Source organism: Dietzia sp. B32 (genome assembly GCF_024732245.1).
GTDB lineage: Bacteria > Actinomycetota > Actinomycetes > Mycobacteriales > Mycobacteriaceae > Dietzia.
On record NZ_CP093845.1, the window covers coordinates 1,771,540 to 1,788,847 of the forward strand.

Below are 17,308 nucleotides of genomic sequence, written 5' to 3' on the forward strand. Positions count from 1 at the left end.
CGCCCGGAAGGAGGGGCATGAGAGCCAGCGTGATCGGCCTCATCGCGCTCCCGATCGCGGCGAGCGGGGTCGCGGCGGCCACCGTGGTGGGTTACGGACTCTCCGATCCGCCGACCTCTCCGGTCGGGCAGACCGCCACCGCCGGGGTGACCGGCGAGGCGACGGATGAGGCTCCCCTGGTCCGCGAGGGTGGCGGGGGCACCGCCATCGACGGAGCCAAGCCCTATCTCACGGTCATCGACGGCATGGACACCGTGCCCGTCCCGGCGCCGATCCCCTCGTACCTGGCGCAGCTCACGGCACCGTCCGTGAGCCTGGCGCCGCTTCCCGCGCCCGGCGGGCCCGCGGGCACCGGCGGAGCGCGGACCGGATCGGCCCCGGGCGATGTCCACGCACCCCATGTCCATGCACCCCACGGCGCCCCGACGCAACCCGGTTCCGGGCGCGGCGACCAGCCGGTCGTCGTCGATCCCCGCTCCGACTCCGGGAGCGACCGGGACGACCGCCCCGGAAACGACGTGCCCGGCGGCGATCCCGCCACGCCGACACCCGGCATCGGCCGTCCTCCGGTGCAGGCCCCCAGCCCGCCGGGAGCCGGCAGCCCGCCGGGTGGTCCCCCACCGCATGCCGGCGAGACGGGCCCGCCCCCGCATGCCGGCGAGACGGGCCCGCCCCCGCATGCCGGCGAGACGGGTCGGCCCCCGCACGCCGGCGAGACGGGTCGGCCCCCGCACGCCGGTGGGCCGGGTGGGTCGCCCCATGCCGCCCGCGGGGGGCTCGACACTCCCGCCGCCGCCCCGGCGCGCGGACTGCCCCTCACGGAAGTTCCCGTCCCGGGCGGACGCACGACGACGACGCCCGATGCGGGGCCCCCCGCCGAGACCACCGCGGCGGCGGACGCGCCCGCCACGGGCGATACCGCCCCCGCGGGGACTGCCGACGCCCGCCCGGCACAGAGGTGAACGCCTCGATCCGGACGGCGGCCCCGATCCGTTGGTGGCACTCCGCACGACTGCGCATCACCCTCGGCATCACCCTCATCACGGCCGCGGTGTTCGCCGCGATGATGGTGTTCACCTTCCAGTTGCTCAATCTCAGCACCGAACGAGTCATGGATTCCAGGCTCAACCGCGAGGCCGCCGACTTCTCCACCTTCATGTCGGCGGGGATCCTGCCGTCGTTCGAATCGGAGAACCCCACCGTCGAGCAACTCATCCGCGCATACCTGGCCCAGCAGTATCCGTCGTCAGAACTACTACTGGTCGGGACCGCCAACGAGTCGGGGACCCAGTTCACGCTCTCCCGCTACGGGCCCGACGAGGACCAGCTCTTCCCGCCGGCGATGAGGTCCCAGATCCAGAAGATCGGACTGGGGGCCACCGAGAGTTCGGGAATCCTCGACGACTCGGTCCGGTGGCGCAAGACCACCGTCGAGAGCCCCGCGGGACTGGCCAACATCGTCGTGGCCGTCAACGACCGGGGCACCCATGAGGAGACCCGGCGAGTGGTCTTCTACATGCGCTGGGCCAGCGCCGGCGGCATGGTCGTCAGCGCGGTGTTGGCCTGGTGGATCGCCGGACGGATGCTCGTCCCGGTGCGCCGCATCCGCGAGGCGGCGGAGACGATCTCCGCCGCGGACCTGTCGAGGCGGGTCCCCTCCGACGGTCCGGACGAGATCGTCTCCCTCGCCGACACCGTCAACGCCATGCTCCAACGCGTCGAGGAGGCCTACCGGACCCAGCGGGAGTTCCTCGACGACGCCGGACACGAACTGCGCACCCCGCTGACCGTCGTGCAGGGCAACCTCGACCTCATGCCCGACGATCCCGAGGGGCGCGCCGAGGCCACCCGCCTCATGCAGGACGAGCTGTCGCGGATGACCCGCATCGTGGAGGACCTGCTCACCCTCGCCCGGGCCGACCGGCCCGACTTCCTCCAGACCGTCCCCACCGATGTCGCCGAACTCGTTCTGGACGTGGAGGCGAAGATCGAGGTGGTCGCCGACCGCGACTGGCGGGTGCTCCCCTACGCCGAGGGGGTGGCCCGGTTGGACCAACACCGGATCACCCAGGCCCTCATGCAGTTCTGCTCCAACGCGGTCCGCTTCACGGAGTCCGGCGACACCATCGAGATCGGGTGCCGCATCATCGAGCCGGGGGACCCCACCGTGCCGGACGGGTTCGCGGCGGGTCCTGTCTCCCCGGCCCCCAAGCGGGAGGACTACCGCCGTCGCCTGCTGTGGTGGGTCCGCGATCACGGCGCCGGCATTCCTCAGGGGGAGGAGGAGAGCATCTTCCAACGGTTCCACACCGCCCGTGGGCAACTACGCGACGGCCGCGGAGGGACCGGCCTGGGACTTGCCATCGTCTCCACCATCGCCAAGGCCCACGGGGGCCGTGCGTTCGCGTTCAACGCCGAGGGTGGGGGCGCGGCGTTCTGCATCGTCGTCCCCTTCATCGCGCCGCCACCCGAGAAGCGCTCCCGCGGCGTCACGGACGACCGCGGGTCGCATCCGGCCGACCACGGGAAGTCCTGAGCCGGACCCGGTCCGTCCCCGAAAGGGCCAACACGGTCCCTTGCAGCGACCAACTGGTCTCCCCGCGTGGAATACTCCGGGGTCGGAGAAGGAGGATGCATGACGAATGTTCTCGTCGTGGAGGATGATGACCTCATCCGCTCGGTGTTGGTGAAAGCACTCGGCGGCGCGGAGTACACCGCGCTCGAGGCGGTGGACGGGGAGAGCGCCCGGGCGATCCTGTCGACCATCTCCGACATCGACCTGATGCTGCTCGACATCGGCTTGCCGGACACGGACGGGCTGACCCTCCTGCGCGAGGCCCGCGACCGCGGGTTCGACGCACCCGTCATCATCCTAACGGCCCGGGACAGCGTCGCGAACACCGTCGAGGGGTTGGACTCCGGCGCCAACGACTACATGGTCAAGCCCTTCCGCGTTCCCGAGCTGCTCGCCCGCATCCGCCTCCGGCTGCGTGAGCACGAGGCGACCGAGGACCCGGGCATTCTCGAGCACGCCGGGATGCGTCTGGACATCCGCACCCGCCGTGTCGAGGTGGACGGCCGCATCCAGGAGCTGACCAACCGCGAGTACTCGCTGCTGGAGATGCTGCTTCGGAACAAGGGCGAGACCATCAGCCGCGAGCAGCTGCTCGAGAGCGTCTGGGGCATGGACTTCGACCCGGGCTCCAACATCGTCAACGTCTACATCCGTTCGCTGCGCCGCAAGATCGGCGAGAACAAGGTGCAGACCGTCCGCGGCGTCGGCTACCGCGTGGAGTGACCCCGGCCGGTCGGCCCGGCGCCGGCCCGTCCGGCACGAGAAGACCCCCGGCCGCGGCCGGGGGTCTTCTCGTGGCTGGTGGGCCGGCGGGTGTGGTCAGTCTCGCTGCGGGGCGGCCTTGACGAACAGCGAGCAGACGACCGCGACCGTCGCGAGGATCCCGCCCGCGAGGAACGCGGTGCGCGCCCCGCCGAACAGCCCGTCGACCAGCCGCGCCCCGTCGTCGGTCCGCCCCAGGGCGACCGTGCTCATGACGGTGACGAAGATCGTGGTGCCGATCGCGCCGCCGAGTTGCTGGGCCGTGTTGAAGATCGCCGAGCCGTGGCCGTAGAGCTCCCGGGGGACATCGCTCAACGCCGCGGAGAGCAGGCCCGTCATGAGCATGGCGAGGCCCGTGCAGAAGATCGTGTGGAAGACGACCATCAACCCGAGCGCCGTCTCCGGGTCGATCGTGGTGAACAACCACTGCCCCAGGGCCAGCAGGAGGGCGCCCGGGATGAGCACCGGCCGCGGGCCGTGGCGGTCGAAGACCCGTCCGAAGACCGGGCCCACAGCGACCTGCACGAGGCCACCGGGCAGCAGCATGAGTCCGATGGTCAGCGCGCTCAGGCCGCTCCCGTTCTGGAGGAGGATCGGCAGGATGACCACCGTGCCGAGCAGGGTGCCCATGGCGATCATGATCATGACGACGCTCACCGAGAAGGTGCGGTTCCTGAACGGGGCCGGGTCGAGCAGTTCGCCCCCGGTGCGGGCCAGCCCGATCTGCCGGGAGATGAACAGCGCGAGCGCCACGAGACCCACTGCGGCGCTGGCCAGCGGCAGCAGGGGCTCGCTGAGCACGTCCCCGAAGATCGAGACCGAATAGACGAGCCCGCCGAACGCGAGGACCGACAGGGCCACGGAGGGCACGTCGAGGGGCGCCCTGCGCGTGGCGGTGGGGATCTTGATGAAGACGATGCCCAGGACGAGGATGAGCACGGCCAGAGGGGTCATGCCGACGAAGATCCAGTGCCAGGACGCCGTGTTGACGACAATGCCGGACACGGTAGGGCCGATGGCCGGGCCGACCGCGATCACGATGGAGTTCAGGCCCATGACCGTGCCCCGGTGCTGCAGCGGGACCAAGGTCAGGGTGGTGTTCATGAGCAGCGGCATGAGGATCGCGGTGCCGACGGCCTGCAGGACACGGGCGGCCAGCAGGACGCCGAAGACCGGGGCGACGATCGCGAGCACGGTGCCCACCAGGAAGCTGACCAGAGCGGCGATGAACAGGGCGCGTATCCCGAAGCGCTGGAGCAGGAAGCCAGTGGTGGGGATCACCACGGCCATCGTGAGCAGGAACCCGGTGGTGAGCCACTGTCCGGTCGCGGCGGAGATCCCGTAGTCGGCCATGATCGACGGCAACGCCACCGTCAGGACCGTCTCGTTGAGGATCATCAGGAACGCGCCCAGGGCGAGCGACCCGATGATCCCGGTGAGCTGTCGTCGGGGCAGGGTCGGCGGGGCGGAGGTCGGCGGGGCTGGCGGAGCGGCGTCGCCCTCGGCGATAGTCGTCATCGGCGAATCATGTCACTCACTGACAGAATCGGTAAGCTGAAGGTGACAGAGTGTGACACAACTAATGATCAGGAGGTCGAGCGCCGTGGGAATCCGCGACGATCACCGCGCCCGGATGCTGCGCGAAATCCAGCGCGCGGCCCTCGACCTGGTCGAGCAGAACGGGCTGGACTCCACCACGGTCGCCGACATCGCCGCGCGGGTGGGCATCTCCGAACGAACGGTCTTCCGGTACTACACCTCGAAGGTGCACGCGCTGATGCCCGGGCAACAGGGATTGATCGATGCGCTGGTGGCGGTGGAGAGCGCTCGCTCCGACCCGGCCGGGATCCTCGCCGATCTCCTCGCCGCGAGCCGCGAGGTGTTCGCCTCCGAGGTGGAGAGGCGCGTCTTCCGCAGGGTCTCCCGCCTGCTGATCCGGGAGCCGGACCTGCTGCAAGTGGTGGCGCAGCAGGAGCGCGCCCTGGTGGAGTCCCTCAGCGCCGCCCTGCAGGAGCGGGGGGCTCTGGGCCACCTGCAGTCGCTCGTCGTGGCCGAGGTCGTGACCATGGCCTGGCGAGTGGCGTGGAAGTCCTTCGCCCGTGAGGAGCTCGAGGGGCGGGAGTGCGACCCGCTGGCCCTGTTCGACGACACGGTGCGCGAACTGGGCGGCCTGCTGGACGGCTGACGGCCCCCACCCTGGAGTGGGGGCCGTCAGCCGGGCCCGCGGGGTTCAGCCCTCGGTGGGCTCCCAGCCGAACGGCATGAGGACACTCTGCAGCTCGCAGTAGGCGTCCAGCCCCTCGGGGCCGTTCTCGCGGCCCAGGCCCGAATTCTTGAATCCGCCGAAGGGCGCGCTCGGGTCGAAGGCGTACCAGTTGATGCCCATCGTGCCGGTGCGCACCCGCTGCGCCACGGCGAGCGCGGCGTCGGGGTCGGCGGAGTACACCGCGCCGGCGAGGCCGAACTCGGAGTCGTTGGCGATCTGCACGGCCTCGTCGACCGTGTCGTACGCGATGACCTGCAGGACCGGCCCGAAGATCTCCTCCTGGGCGATCGTCATGGAGTTGTCGACGTCCCGGAACACGGTCGGCTGGACGTAGGCGCCCTCGGCGACCCCCTCGGGCAGGCCCTCGACCTTCCCGCCGCCGTAGGCGATGGTCGCGCCCTCCTCGACACCCTTGCGGATGTAGCCCTCGACGGACTGCTTCTGCTTGTGGTTGGCCAGCGGGCCGAAGGCGGTGCCGTCGTCGGCCGGGTCACCCACGGGCATGGCCTTGACGTTCTCGACCAGCGCATCGACGACCTCGTCGTACTTCGACCGCGGCGCGAGGATGCGGTTCTGCGACACACACGCCTGGCCGGAGTTCATGAGCGCGGAGAACACCATGGTGCCGGCGTGCGCGGCGATGTCCGCGTCCTCGAGCACGATGGCGGCGCTCTTGCCACCCAGCTCCAGCGAGCACCGCTTGAGGCTCTGGGCGGCGATCCCGGCGATGTGCTTGCCCACGCCGGTGGAGCCGGTGAACGAGATCTTGTCGACGTCCACGTGGGAGACGAGGTGGTCGCCCACCGAGCTGGGGCCGGTGACCACGGACAGCACACCCTCGGGCAGCCCGGCCTCACGGAACAGGTCGGCCAGCCACAGCGCGGACAGCGGCGTGGCCGAGGACGGCTTGAGGACCACCGAACTGCCGGACAGCAACGCGGGCGCCAGCTTGGCGGTGTTGAGGTAGAGCGGGACGTTCCACGCCGTGATGGCGGCGACGACGCCGACGGGCTGGCGGGTGACCACGGAGGCGCCGAAGTCGCCGTGGCGCACCTCGGACCACGGGAAGGTCTCGGCCAGGCGGGCGTAGTAGCGCAGCACGCCCAGGGTCGGCGTCACCTGGATCATGGCGGCGGTGCCGGGCGGGGTGCCCATCTCGTCGGAGAGGATCTGGCACACCTCTGCCTGGCGCTCCTCGAGCATGTCGGCCACGCGTGCCAGCAGGGCGCCGCGCTCGGCGGGCGGGGTGGAGCGCCACACGCCGGACTCGAACGAGTCGCGCGCCTGGCTGACCATCTCGTCCAGGTCCTCGGTGGTGGTCTCGGCGACCCGGCCCACGACGGCGTTGGTGGCCGGCGAGGTCACCTCGAGGACGCCGGTGGTGATGGGATCGGTCCAGCGGGTGCCGGAGAAGAGCTTGTCATGGACGACGACCACGGGAGGACCTCCGGGAGGTAGAAAACAAGAACGTGTTCCACCTCACTGTAGTCGAGGGTCCGCCGCGGCGTGGGTGCCTACTCAGCCCGCAACACCAGAACCAGATTGGACACGAGCGCCTCGCGGACGCCGGGCACCCGCACCAGCCACCACGCCCACCGCGGGTGGTAGCGCGGGAACGCCGCCAGCAGCTCGCCCGAGGACGTGCTGCGCGCCCACTCGAGCCCCTCGGCGCACCCCACCTCGAACAGCGATTCCCCGTAGACGTTCTTCGGCGGGCGGCCGTGGCGCCGCTCGTACATCCGCCGTGCCCGCTCGCCGCCGAGGTAGTGGGTCAGCCCCATCTCATGGCCGCCGAAGGGTCCGTACCAGAGCGTGTAGGAGACGACGACGAGGCCGCCCGGTCGCGTGACGCGGCACATCTCCTCGGCCATCGTCCAGGGCTCGGGGACGTGTTCGGCCACATTGGACGAGATGCAGACGTCGACGGCATCCGACCTGATCGGCAGCGACATGCCGCTGCCGCGGATCGAGCCCGCCTGGTCCAGGCCCGCGGCCGACATCTCGCCGACGTCCGGCTCGACCGACACGTACCGCGCCCCCTCGGCGGCGTAGGCATCCGAGAAGTAGCCCGGCCCGCCGCCGACGTCCAGCACCGTGAGCCCCGGCAGCCTGCCGGTGCCCGGCCCGGTGCCCGGCTCGGCCGCCCGGTCCCCCGAGCGCTCCCACAGGTCGGCCACCAGTTCCACCGTGTCGTGGGCCAGGCCGGAGTAGAAGACGTCCGGGGCGGACTGCTCGAGCGGGAACGAGCGCAGTAGTCCGAGCGACCGCCCGAGGGTGGCGCGGCGGGCCACCGAACGCAGTGCGGTCGAGCGGTGGAGCGGGTCGGTGATCACGGCGGTGACGATACCGGCGGCAGCGCTGACCACCCCGTCGGCGGTCCCGCCGCCCGCGTACAGTGTCCGCGTGGCTCGAATCCTGCTGCTGTGCTGGCGCGACAGCACCCATCCCCAGGGCGGCGGCAGCGAACGCTACCTCGAACACGTCGCCGACGGCCTCGCCGACGCCGGGCACACCGTCATCTACCGGACCTCACGCTCGCGGGGTGCGGCCCGCTCCACCACGACCGGGTCCGGGGTGACGTTCAGCCGGGCCGGTGGGCGCTTCACGGTCTACCCGCGCGCCCTGCTGGCCATCCTGTTCGGCAGGGTCGGACTGGGGCCGCTCGGCTCGCTGCGGCGGCCCGACGTCGTCGTCGACACCCAGAACGGCGTCCCCTTCTTCTCCCGCCTGGCCACCACGGCACCCGTCGTGGTCCTGGTCCACCACATCCACCGCGAGCAGTGGCCGGTCGCCGGGTGGCTCGTCGCGCGGATCGGCTGGTGGATCGAGTCGCGGCTGTCCCCGTGGGTGCACCGGCGCAGCCAGTACGTCACCGTGTCGCTGCCGTCCGCCGACGAGCTCGCCGGGCTCGGCGTGGACCCCGCCCGGATCGCGGTGGTGCGCAACGGCCTCGACCCACTGCCGGCCGGCATCGAGCCCGGCGGGCCGGCCACCCGAGTCGGCGGCCCCCGTCTGGTGGTGCTGTCGCGCCTGGTGCCGCACAAGCACGTCGAGGACGCCCTCGACGTCGTCACCACCCTGCGCGCGAGCCGCCCCGACCTGGTGCTGGACGTCATCGGCAGTGGCTGGTGGTCCGACCGCCTCCGTGAGTACGCCGCCGAGCGCGGGCTCCTCGTCCCCGCGCCGGGCTCGGGTGCCGGCACGGGCCCCGGCCCGGACGCGGGTTCGGTCGTGTTCCACGGGCACGTCGACGAGGCCACCAAGCACCGCATCCTCGCCGGCGCCACCGTCCACCTCATGCCCTCGCGCAAGGAGGGCTGGGGCCTGGCCGTGTCCGAGGCCGCGCAGCACGGGGTGCCCACCGTCGGCTACCACCACGCGGCGGGACTACGCGACTCGATCGACGACGGCGAGACCGGCGTCCTCGTGGACGATGTCGCGGCCATGACCCTGGCCACCGACCGCCTGCTCGCCGACCCCGACCTGTGCGGACGCATGGGTGAGGCCGCCCGCCGCAAGGCCGCGGGGATGTCGTGGCCCGCCACCGGATCGGCGATGGCGCAGGTCCTCCGGGCCGTCACCGAGGGCCGGCGCGTGAGCGGTGTGATGAGCCGTGAGGTCACCGGCGACGCCGACCGCGCCCGCGGCTGACCACCCCGCCGAGCGCGACCGCCCCACCGAGCGCCAGCGTGAGCAGCCACAGCGCGTGCGCCGCCAGCACCACCGCGCGGGCCGGGCCCGGGGCGGCGGGCTCGGCGGCCGCCTCCCATCGGGCATCGGCCCCGCCCGGCCCGTTCGGCGGGCTCAGCTCGTGCAGGACGAGTTCGGGACCCGCGAACCTCGTCGTCGTCGGTGCCCACGGCGTCCCGGCCAGCACCCGTTCCGACTCGCCGCGGGGGCCTGCGGAGGTGCGCTCGTCGAGCACCCACCGCACCCCCAGGTCGATCAGGGCCCGCGGATCGTCCCCTCGCAGCAGCGCCTCGGCCGCCCGCCGCGCGCGATCGCCCTCGCCCGGCACCGCCGCGGCATCGTCGCCTGCCGCTCCGCCCACGACCAGGTCGCCGGGCACCAGCACACGGGTGTCGAGCAACCGGGGCGCCGGGTCGAGCACCGCCGCGCCACCGGCCCACAGCGGCGTCGACCGGAACGACCCCGCCGGCAGGACCAGCAGGTCACCGGGCCTGCCGTCGACGATCCGCGCCACCTGCTCCCAGTCCTGCCCGTAGACGACCGGCCGCAGGTGGTCCCGCAGGGCGGTCGGGGCGTCGGGCACGGCGGCGACGGCCACCGCGGTGAGCAGCAGGCCCGCTCCGGCCGGTCGGAGTCGCCCGGCCGGTGCTCGAGTGGCCTGTGCACGGGTGGCCGGGTCCGGGCCGGCCAGCTCGCGGGCGGCGAAGCCCAGCGCCAGCACGGTCGCCGGGAGCGCCAACGCGACGCACTTCTGGGTGTCGCGCAGCAGGCCCGCGCCCGGGACGGCGGAGACGAAGGCGTCCATCACGACCAGGCCCGGCCCCGTCGCGGCGGCCGCCACCAGCAGCCACGTCCCGACCGCCAGGGGCACCGTCGCCCGCACCACCGGGTCGCGGCGCGCCCGCCACAGGCCGGGAGCCGCCAGTGTCCACACCAGGAGCACCAGCACGAGCGCCGCGGCCGTCCACCACGTCGTCCGCGACGGCGGCACCGCCTCCGAGTTCCAGATACCGCCCAGGGCGACGACGGACCCGAGGGTGCCGATGCCGGGCTCGGCGCGGGCGGCGAACGCGCTCACGCCCGTGGCGGCGGTCGGCGCGGTGCCGGTCCCGGCCGGGGCGAGCGCGGTCGCGAGCAGCCACGGCAGCGCGGTCACCACGGCCATGGCGGCCAACGGCAGCGCCGCCCGGGTGCGTCGGCCCGGCCGCGCGGCGGAACCGGCACCGGCACTAGCACCGCCACCGCCACTGACCAGGGACACCACCGCGGCGACGACCGCGAGGACCCAGCCCGTCGGCGTGAGGCCCGCCGCGGCCAGCGCCGCGCACGCCGCCGCCACCCGGCGCCGGCCGGGAGCCCCACCGAGCGCGCCACCGAGGGCCCGAGACGGGGCCAGCAGCACCGGCATCGACATCACCGCCGCCGCCCCGGCCAGCACCGACCAGTGCCCCTGCAGCAGCCGCTCCACCACGAACGGGTTCCACACCGCCCCCACCACGGCGGGCAGCCGCAGCCAGAGCCCGGGCAGCCCCGCGGCCCCGTCGCCGGGCAGGATCCGGCGCACCAGCGCCCCCGCAGCCACCGCCAGCCAGATGCAGAACACGGCGGTGAGCACGCCGGTCAGCGGCCATACCGGCAACCCCACCGCCTGCAGCCCGCGGGTCGCCCACACCACCGCCACGTCCTGGGGCACCGCCCGCGCCGCCGACTCCCCCAGCCCGAGCGCGGCATCCGACAGCGGCGGCGACGGGGTGGCCACCCAATCCCTGAGCAGCGGGAACCCGGGCCTCGCCAGCCCCGCCAGCAGCAGGGCGGTCACCACCGCACCCACGGCCGCATCGACCGCCGCATCCCGCACGGCGTCCCGGCCCGCGGGTCGCGTGATCTCGCGACGAGAACCGAGAGCCGAGGACATGCGCTCATTCCACCACGCATGGCGTGCGGGCCCGACCGCCGCCGCGCGGCCGGCCCGGCGGCGGCCAGCCACCGGGCCACCGCGGCGGCCCCCTACGATTCCCGGTGTGGACCATCAGGCGCGCGAGGCAGCACCCGGCTCCGCCACCAGGCGCTTCCTGACCGGCGCGGGAGCGGTGACGGCCGGCTCGATGCTGGCCAACATCGCCGCCTACCTGCTGCACCTTCCGGCCTCCCGGTGGCTCGGCCCCGAGGGGTACGGCGCGTTCGCCGCCTTGCTGTCCGCGCAACTCCTGGTGGCCGTGCCGTCGCTGGCGCTGCAGGCGGTCGTCGCCCGCGAACACGTCCGCGGGGTTCCGCACGACGTGCTGCGGACGCTCGGCAGGCGCGTCGCGCTCCTGGTCGCGGTGGTCGCCGCGCTGGCGGTCGTCCCGGTGTCGCTGCTGCTGGACACCCCCCTCCCGGCCACCGCCGCCGCGCTGGCCCCAGGCCCGGTGCTCTGTCTGCTCACCACCGAGCAGGGCCTGCTGCAGGGCGCCGAGCGGTTCCGCGCCCTCGGTGGAGTGCTCGCCCTGGCCGGCGCCGGCAAGGTGGTGCCCGCCGTCGCGGTCCTCGCCGCGGGCGGGGGCGTGGGGCTCGCGCTCGCGGCCGGGGCCGTCTGCGTGACGGTGGCCTGGGTGGTGGCGACGTGGATCTCGACACGCGGGTCCGAGGCGCGGCGACCGCCGACCGGGACCTCGTCGACCTCACCCGGCGTCGCGGCCGTACTCGCGGCCGGCCAGGTGCAGCTCGTGATGATGGCCTTGACCTCCGTCGACCTGCTCCTCGCACGCGCGCTGCTGTCCCCCGAGGACGCCGGCCGCTACGCGCTCGGGGCGGTCGCCGCCAAGGCCGCGTTCTGGCTGCCCCAGGCCGTGGGCACAGTGCTCTATCCGCGGATGGCCGATCCGGCGGGGCACCGGGGCGCGGTCCGTTCCGCGGTGGGCGTCCTGCTGGGCATCGGTACCGTCGTGGTGATCGGTGCCGCCGCGGCCGCACCGCTCGTGCCGGTGGTCGTCGGCGAGGACTACCGGCCCGTGGCCGGCCTGCTGTGGGCGTTCGCCGCCCTGGGCGTGACGCTGAGCGTGCTGCAGGCGTTCCTGCTGGCGAGCATCGCCTCCGACCGGACGGTGGAGGCCGCGATCGCCTGGTGCGGTCTGGTGCTCACCGCCGTCGCGGTGTGGTTCGCGCCCCGCGACGTCGAGGGCGTCCTGGGCGCGACGCTCGTCGCGGTCGCCCTCACCACGGTCGCCGCCGGCTGGCGGGCGCTCCGCGTCCGCCCCGCCTGAGGCGAGGGCGCCGAGCGGGCCGCGCCCTCGAGCCGAGCCACGTCGCCTGTCCGTTGGCGACTCACCTACGGGATCCGCTAGGTGGCGCGTGATCCGATAGGCGAAGCGGCCGGCGGAGCGGGATCGTCGAGGCCGGCCTCGGGTTCGCAGCGCCCGATCCGAGGGACAGATCGCGGGAGCCGGGCGGCTGGTGTCCCCGACGGTCGCGCGGCGGTCGCGGTCGGCTGTGCGGCGGCTGCGCGACGGTCGCGGGTCCGTCACCCAACGAGAAGAGCGTTCCGCACACTCCCACTCGGGTGTCGTGTGCGGAACGCTCTTGGCGATGCTCCGGGTGCGGCCCCCGCCCCGGTCAGGCGGGCGGCCGCGGGGTCGGACAGGTCAGGCGCGGGTCCGGGTGGTCCGTCCGCCGGTGCGACCGCCGCCGCGCAGGCCCAGCACGAGGCCACCGATCAGCGAGAGCAGACCGAGGATGCCCAGCACGGCCGGGACGACGCGGCCGAAGGTGTTGAGCGTGTCGGCGCTCTCCTGCGCGCCGGCGAGGGTGTTGTCCTGGGTCTCCTCGTTCCAACCGGACTGGAAGCGGACGGCCGTGCGGGTGGGCTCGGACTTCTCCTCCTCCATGCGGGCCTTGTCGTTGAAGAAGGTTTCGGCCTCGTCCTGGTCCTCGGCGAAGAACTGGTAGATGTCCTCCTTGCCGTTGATGATCTGGCCGGTGGCCGGGTTCACGTACACCGTGCGGGTGTTGGTGTAGAAGCGGCGCATGTCGACCTCGCGCTCCGGGTCACCCTCGAGGCCCCACTGGCCGGCCGTCATGCCCTCGCGGCGGTAGCTGGCCAGGACCGACTCCACGGCGGGGTCGTAGCCGTCGGAGATCGAGGCGAAGTGGTCGCGGATCGAGGACCACATGTCGATCGGGCCGAGCTCCTGCGTGAACTCGTAGGCCTCGATCCCACCGACACTCGTCTCCCCGACGAACTCGATCGGGTTGGTGGTGAAGGTGCTGGCGTCGAAGTAGTCGTACGCGCGCTGCTCGGTGTCGAACGGGAACTTGTACTGCAGCCCGTTGCGGGCGAAGCCCGCGGGAGCGGCGTCGTCGCCCCCGCCGGCCACGACCTGCAGGGTGCTGGTGGCCTCGTCGACCGGCATGGCCGACACGCGGTCGACGGTCACACGGTCGACGGTGGCGTTGATCAGGGCCTCGACGTCCTCGCCGCCCGCGATGTCCTCGCGCAGCAGCGACTGGGCGGCCTGCAGGGTGATGACGTCGGAGTCCGACGGCTCGACGGCCATGACACGGCGCTGCGAGTACAGCGGGATGTCGTTGTCGATGAAGCACGAGACCGGGAACGCCTGCTCGGTCTCCGCCTCGGCGGCCTCACCCTCGGGTGCGTCGCCCTCGGCCTCGCCGCCGGCCGCGGCCCCGCCCTCGGGACGGCACTCCGGCCGGTCGGAGTTGAGATCCGTGGGGGTGTTGCCCGCCAGCGCCTTGCCCACGAGGACCGCCCCCGGCGCGACCTCGGTGACCGTCGTGGAGTTGATGTCCAACGGCGTCTTCTTCTGGCCGGGCACCACGAAGAACACGAGTGCCAGTGCGATAGTGATCAAGAATGCGCCGAGCCCGACGAGGACCAGTGCGGGCACTGAGGACCTCCGTCCCGCGGAACTGCTCTGTCGTGCCATCGGTTGTCCTCCTGGAGTCGCGCCCTCGGTCCGTGGGTTACGCCCGGGTAACTTCCCGGGTCGCCTGCCAGACCGGACCATCATCAGGAGAAGATTAACAGTGATGAAGAACGCATTCGGCACCCCCGACCAACGAGTCGGAACTCTCCCTTCCGCGACGGGCTTCGTCCCGGCGCTCGAGGGGCTCCGCGCCGTGGCCGCGTTCGCTGTTCTCACAACACATGTCGCGTTCCAGACGGGGGCCTCGACGGGATCGTTCCTCAACCGGGTCTGGGGTCGGTTCGACCTGTCCGTGGCCGTATTCTTCGCCCTGTCGGGATTCCTCCTGTGGCGCGCGCACGCCCTGCACGCCCGTCGGGGAACCCCGGGGACGGCGCGGTCCGCCCGTGTCTATCTGCGCTCCCGCCTCGTCCGGATCATGCCTGCCTATCTGGTCCTGGTGGCCGCCGTCTTCCTGCTGATCCCCCGGAACGCCCGCAGCTCGGCCAGCACATGGACGTCCAACCTGACGCTCACACAGGTGTTCGTGCCGGATTCCCTGGTGGAGGGGCTCACGCACGCGTGGTCGTTGTCCGTGGAGATGAGCTTCTATCTGGTGCTGCCCCTGCTGTGGTGGGCCCTCGCCCGGTTACGCGGTCGGGCGGCGCGGTGGCGCATCCCGGTGATCGCGGGGGTGGGGGTGGCGAGTCTCGCGTGGGCGCTCGTTCCGTGGTACGACCTCGGCCTGCACGAGCGGATCAACGACCAGATCCTGCCGCCGGCGTTCGCGTCGTGGTTCGCGGCGGGGATGATCCTGGCCGAACTCGCCTGCGCCCCACCCGGCCGCGCGGCGGCACTGGCCCGTCACCGGCACGCGCGGTGGGGGTGGTGGGCGGTCGCGGCCACCGCGTTCCTCGTGAGCACGGCGCCGCAGTGGTTCGCCGAGGGCTTCGTCCACCCGGCGGGCCCGGAGTTCGCGGCCCGCACCGCGCTGGGCGCGATGGTCGCGTTCTGCCTGCTCGCCCCGGTCGCACTGGCCCCCGCGGTCCCGGACGACGGCGGCCCGCACTTCGCGGTCCTGGGCTCGACCCTGTTCACCACGCTGGGCCGGTGGTCGTACGGCGTGTTCCTGTGGCATGTGCTGGTGCTGCATTTCGCGTTCCAAATCGCCGCGGTGCCCATGTTCTCCGGACAGATGCTGCGGGTCTGGGTGGTCACCGCGGTGGTCTCGACGGTGGTCGCGGCCGCCGGTTACGCGCTGGTGGAGGTCCCTGCCGGGCGCTGGCTGGCACCTCGACGCGCACCGCGCGGGCGGCCCGCGGACGGCCAGCTCGCGGCCAACCCGGCGCACACGAGTCCGGCCACCGTCGCGACCTGAGGACCCCACCCGTCCCCGGCGTAGCCGAGTGGATCCGGCCAGGGCGCGCGGGCCAGCAGCGCGGCACCGGCGACGATCCCCACCCCGGAGCCGACGACCAGCAGGGTCCGCGCGTTCCCCGCCCCCAGATGGCGGCTGGCCACCAGGGCGCCGACGGTCAGGCCGGCGGTGAGCCCGAGCCCGACCGGTCCGGCCACCGCGAATCCGACCCCGGCGGTCGCGGCGATCGTCAGCAGTCCGCGGCCCCGCCACGACGTCGCTCGGGTCCCGGCCCTGTCGCGGCTGCCGCGCACGAGGAACAGCAGCAGGACCAGCAGCAGCGCGAGCGGTCCGGTGAGCAGCGCCCAGCGGTAGGGAGCGTCGAGGGGCACGGTGAGCACGAGGGTCGCCCCTGTGGTGGTGGCGGGCAGGACCCACCCCTGTTTCCACCCGTCGACGGTCACCGGGCGCGGGTCGGCCAGCTCGGAGCCGTCGTCGGCGACGAGCCGGGCCCGCCACGCGGGGGTGACGGATTCGGGGATAACCAGGACCCGTTCGCGCGGCGCGGACGGCACGCGGAGTTCGCGCCGCGAGTCGTCCCACAGCGCGGTGGTGACGGCCCGGGTGGGTTGCGGGGCACCGCCGAGGATGGGCGCGGGGCCGCCGCGGGTGCCGCCCGTGCCGGTTCCGGCCGCGGGGTCGACGACGACGAGGCCCACCGTGTCCACGGAGAACGCCTCACCCGGGTCCACCGAGACCTCCTGCGGTCCCGCGGGCAGCGGGACCGAGGAGTCGTCGCAGGGTTCGGCCGTCACCGCGCGACCCTCGAGCAGTGCGCGGCGGGTGGCGGTGATCCGCGTGCCGACGACCCGGTCTCCGATGTGCACCCGCGGCCCGTCCCGGCAGGTCAGCGTGACGGGGTCGTCGTCGGCGGCGGGCAGCGCGCCGATCCGGGCGCCCGTCGGGTCCTGCACCCACACCTCGGCGATTCCGGTGGGCAGCTGTGCGCCGGCGGGGCCGCGCACGTCCCGGGTGTCGTCGACGCGGACGGTGATCCGGTCGGTGTGGTCGGCGGGGACGTCGACGACGACGGAACCGTCCGCCTCCGGGGTGAGCGTGGACAGGTCGACCCGGGTGCGCTGGACGCCGGTGTCGATGGTGATGAGCTCGGGCGCGGCCGGGGTCTCGGAGCGGGGCGCCCAGAGGCGGAGCGAGCCGACGAGCTGGCGACCGGGCAGGCCCAGTGCGAGCGACGGCGCGGGCACGTCCGGTGCGTGCCAGCTGGTGGAGCGGTCACCGTCGACGGCGGCGGACGGCCTGCCCGCGGGGTCGGTCACGAGTGACTCGCCCGTGGCGCGGACCTGTCGGGCGCGGGAGGCCGGGTCGCCGCGCAGCACGTCGTCCAGGGCGGCCCCGGGGCGCGGGCGGACGAGCAGTTGCGGGACCACGGCGGTGGCGGTGGGGACGTCGAGCAGGCGGGCGAACCGGCGCGGCTCCTCGGGGTCGATCGCCAACTCGGGGGCGCAGCGGGCGGCGCCGGTCGCCTCCTCGGCCCCGGCCAGTCCCTCGACCGGGCGGCCACCGTGGACGCAGTCCGAGCGGCCGGACAGTTCCTGGCGCAGCAACCATCCCGACGGGGGCCGCGAGTCCTCGGGCCGGTCCGGCAGGGCGATGGTCCGCAACAGCGGGAGGTCCTGCCCGCCCGCGGTCAGCCCGATCTCGGAGACCTCGAAGTAGGTGCCGCGACCGCCGTCCGC

The 17,308-nt window shown here is 73.3% G+C and carries 12 protein-coding genes; 7 read left to right on the forward strand and 5 right to left on the reverse strand.

Features of this window, described 5'->3' with window-relative positions; genetic code table 11:
* The first annotated feature begins 17 nt into the window (after nt 1-17).
* The 3 genes from L8M95_RS08435 (at nt 18) to L8M95_RS08445 (ending at nt 3,298) form a co-directional block, all read left to right on the forward strand.
* Nucleotides 18-962, forward strand: a complete 945-nt coding sequence (locus L8M95_RS08435; RefSeq protein ID WP_260489029.1) for a hypothetical protein — start codon at nt 18-20, stop codon at nt 960-962.
* Nucleotides 959-2,536 carry a histidine kinase dimerization/phospho-acceptor domain-containing protein gene (locus tag L8M95_RS08440; protein WP_260489030.1) on the forward strand — a complete coding sequence of 526 codons (1,578 nt, stop codon included), beginning with the start codon at nt 959-961 and terminating at the stop codon, nt 2,534-2,536. Before L8M95_RS08435 ends, L8M95_RS08440 begins: the two co-directional genes overlap by 4 nt.
* A 99-nt stretch (nt 2,537-2,635) precedes the next feature.
* On the forward strand, nt 2,636-3,298 hold the full coding sequence (locus tag L8M95_RS08445; protein ID WP_260489031.1) for a response regulator transcription factor: 663 nt from the start codon (nt 2,636-2,638) through the stop codon (nt 3,296-3,298).
* A gap of 96 nt (nt 3,299-3,394) precedes the next feature.
* On the opposite strand, the gene L8M95_RS08450 is transcribed toward L8M95_RS08445, so the two are convergent.
* A complete protein-coding gene (locus L8M95_RS08450; RefSeq protein WP_260489032.1) occupies nt 3,395-4,855 on the reverse strand; it encodes an MDR family MFS transporter in 1,461 nt (486 codons plus the stop codon).
* A gap of 85 nt (nt 4,856-4,940) precedes the next feature.
* Between L8M95_RS08450 and L8M95_RS08455 the strand changes: the two genes are divergently transcribed.
* Complete coding sequence (locus L8M95_RS08455; RefSeq protein ID WP_260489033.1) at nt 4,941-5,522, forward strand: TetR/AcrR family transcriptional regulator; 582 nt, start codon at nt 4,941-4,943, stop codon at nt 5,520-5,522.
* 45 nt (nt 5,523-5,567) lie between these two features.
* Here L8M95_RS08455 and L8M95_RS08460 read toward each other — a convergent pair whose 3' ends face one another.
* Together L8M95_RS08460 and L8M95_RS08465 are read right to left on the reverse strand one after the other, a co-directional pair.
* A complete protein-coding gene (locus tag L8M95_RS08460; protein ID WP_260489034.1) occupies nt 5,568-7,040 on the reverse strand; it encodes an aldehyde dehydrogenase in 1,473 nt (490 codons plus the stop codon).
* Nucleotides 7,041-7,117: 77 nt separating this feature from the next.
* The gene (locus tag L8M95_RS08465; RefSeq protein ID WP_260489035.1) at nt 7,118-7,936 is read right to left on the reverse strand and encodes a class I SAM-dependent methyltransferase; all 819 of its coding nucleotides are present in this window, start codon (nt 7,934-7,936) and stop codon (nt 7,118-7,120) included.
* A gap of 70 nt (nt 7,937-8,006) precedes the next feature.
* Between L8M95_RS08465 and L8M95_RS08470 the strand changes: the two genes are divergently transcribed.
* Nucleotides 8,007-9,254: a glycosyltransferase family 4 protein gene (locus tag L8M95_RS08470; RefSeq protein WP_260489036.1), complete on the forward strand. Its 1,248-nt coding sequence runs from the start codon at nt 8,007-8,009 to the stop codon at nt 9,252-9,254.
* Here L8M95_RS08470 and L8M95_RS08475 read toward each other — a convergent pair.
* Entirely contained in the window at nt 9,223-11,208 is a 1,986-nt protein-coding gene (locus L8M95_RS08475) for a hypothetical protein (protein ID WP_260489037.1), read from the reverse strand. The genes L8M95_RS08470 and L8M95_RS08475 overlap by 32 nt on opposite strands.
* Before the next feature lie 106 nt (nt 11,209-11,314).
* Between L8M95_RS08475 and L8M95_RS08480 the strand changes: the two genes are divergently transcribed.
* Complete coding sequence (locus tag L8M95_RS08480) at nt 11,315-12,535, forward strand: polysaccharide biosynthesis protein (RefSeq protein WP_260489038.1); 1,221 nt, start codon at nt 11,315-11,317, stop codon at nt 12,533-12,535.
* Nucleotides 12,536-12,913: 378 nt separating this feature from the next.
* On the opposite strand, the gene L8M95_RS08485 is transcribed toward L8M95_RS08480, so the two are convergent.
* Nucleotides 12,914-14,176, reverse strand: a complete 1,263-nt coding sequence (locus L8M95_RS08485; protein WP_260489039.1) for a DUF3068 domain-containing protein — start codon at nt 14,174-14,176, stop codon at nt 12,914-12,916.
* Nucleotides 14,177-14,318: 142 nt separating this feature from the next.
* Here L8M95_RS08485 and L8M95_RS08490 point away from each other — a divergent pair, with 142 nt between their 5' ends.
* Nucleotides 14,319-15,572 carry an acyltransferase gene (locus tag L8M95_RS08490; protein ID WP_260489040.1) on the forward strand — a complete coding sequence of 418 codons (1,254 nt, stop codon included), beginning with the start codon at nt 14,319-14,321 and terminating at the stop codon, nt 15,570-15,572.
* Nucleotides 15,573-17,308: the final 1,736 nt, after the last annotated feature.